This is a genomic window from Streptomyces sp. (assembly GCF_031178505.1).
GTDB classification, from domain to species: domain Bacteria; phylum Actinomycetota; class Actinomycetes; order Streptomycetales; family Streptomycetaceae; genus Streptomyces; species Streptomyces gulbargensis.
Genome location: NZ_JAPSIW010000976.1, coordinates 1 through 2,039 on the forward strand (window position 1 = coordinate 1; position 2,039 = coordinate 2,039).

Annotated in this window: 1 protein-coding gene and 1 pseudogene; both read right to left on the reverse strand. The window is 68.4% G+C overall.

Translation table 11 applies throughout. The features are described 5' to 3' along the window. Window positions 1–765, reverse strand: a pseudogene (locus tag RIF68_RS35255) (hypothetical protein); the annotation flags it as partial. 439 nt (window positions 766–1,204) lie between these two features. Beyond that, on the reverse strand, window positions 1,205–1,855 hold the full coding sequence (locus RIF68_RS35260) for a hypothetical protein (RefSeq protein ID WP_309055652.1): 651 nt from the start codon (window positions 1,853–1,855) through the stop codon (window positions 1,205–1,207). Window positions 1,856–2,039 lie beyond the last annotated feature (184 nt).

The following is a 2,039-nucleotide window of genomic DNA, read 5'->3' on the forward strand; positions in this document are numbered from 1 at the left end:
CTTCTTAGTGGGGCGATTAACCACCGTAGGTTCATCCACCGGTGGAAAACCCGACTCTGGTTGTGACCTGCGGTTTTGTAGGGCCGGCAGGTCGGTGATGAAGTACACCGCCGCACCGAGGGTCCCGTCCGGACCGCGCTCGCGTTCGCGGACGAGGAAGCCGTGCTGCTCCAGCTCCTTCACGCCGCTCCTGACGGCCGCCTCGCCGTCCCGGCCGCAGCGGGCAAGGTCGGTGACCTTCATCCGCCAGCCCTCCCGGTGTGTGGAGATCAGCCCGAACAGCCCTTTCGCCTTGAAGGACAGCCGGCCGTCACGGAACAGGCCGTTCGCGATCTGCGTGAACTCATCACCCGCCATGACACCCCGGCGGATCCCCGCACCGAACCCGCCGCCAGACCCTGCCCGCGGGCCTCCAGCCACAGAGCGCACTCTGGACGGCATATCGCTCAGGACGGCAGGGCGGTCGGTGATGCAGTAGACGCTCTCGCCGAGGGTGCCGTCCGGGTGGCGCAGGCGCTCACAGACCAGGTAGCCGTGCTCCTCCAATTCCCTCAGACCGGCGCGCACCGCGTCCCGGCCATCAGGCCCCAGGCGGACGAGGTCGGCTAGCGTCACCCGCCAGCCGCTGCGGTGCGTGCTGACGTATCCGAAGATCCCCTTCGCTTTGTAGGACAGTCGGGCGTCACGGAACAGGCCGTTGGCGATCTGCGTGAACTGATCAGCGGCCATCACGCCCCGGCGGATCCCCGCACCGAAGCCACTCACCGCGACTTACCGCACACCGGGTACACCCGGCCGCCGAGAACGTGCGACCGGCCCACGCCAACGGGCCGCCCAGGGTCACCGGGTGAGGAGACACACACAAGATCCATGGCGGTCAGCCCATCGGCCGCCCCCGACCAGACAGACGACCACAACCCCCGACCACCAGTCACGATCCAGCAACAGGCACATAGGCCCTGCCATGGTCGGGCTCATGGTGGGGCCGACCACAGGGCTTTCGGCGAGAGGCTGGGGCCGGCGAGAGACCCTGCGCGAAGCACCCGCCCGGGAGAAGAGAGCGGATTGCGCGTGGGGCAGCCGAAAGCGGGGGCGGCCAGTCACCACGGGGCGTCGGTCAACGCCCCCACCATGGCAGTGGCACCGAGGACCGACCGCCCCAGGTGAAGGCGTCCGGAGGAAGCACAATCAGTGTCGTGCCGGCTCATCCCCATGTCTCGCCGTGGACCAGAGGTCGGCCGAAGTACCGGCTCGCGATGGACGCGATCGCCGGGGCGATGCCGTCCTCATCGCAGTGCTTGAAGGTGTGGACGATGCAGCTGCGTACCGGATGCACCGGTCCGCTGGGCGATGCAGTTGTGTCTGCGGCCAGAGGCCGGTTCTGCGGTCGGGCGAGGGCGAAGCACACCAGCATGGTCCGGTGGTCTTCGTAGCCGAAGTGTCCGGAGACGGAGCGGTTGGTGAAGTCCAGGCAGTCGAAGACGACCGCGATGTCCTGATGCCCGTACGGCGCCTGGGCCAGCGCAGGAAGCACCTGCAAGATCGCCTCCCCGCCGGCGAGAAGCCGGGCCTGTTCCCACGATTCCCCCCAAGGCGGCGGCAGAGCGCCCCGCAGCTCCGCCTGCGTCTTCTCACTGCGCAGCACGGCTCCGGCCTCCGGACGATCCCAGCGGGCCTGCCCGCTGACGCTCTCCCAGTTCAGGCTGGCATTGACGCACAAGTCACCCGCGAGCAGCGCCCAGGGAGTCCGCACGACACGCTCGCGTGCCAGGTCGACGACCATGCGTCCGAAGACCTCGACAGGGAGCTGCACCGGTTCGACGGGGGCGATGAAAGCGTCAGTCCATATTCCCATCGTGTGGTTCTAGCACTGTCCGACAAGGGCGTGAGGACGGCGCGGTGCGCATCCACGACCCGCCGACTTGCCCGTGTCCGGTGTGCTGGGCCGCTCCTTGCGGATCACCGAACAGGCTTGCAGCCATCGGTGGGGACATGGCGGCATGCGCCTGACCGGCCATGGTCGGCCCGACCATGGGACC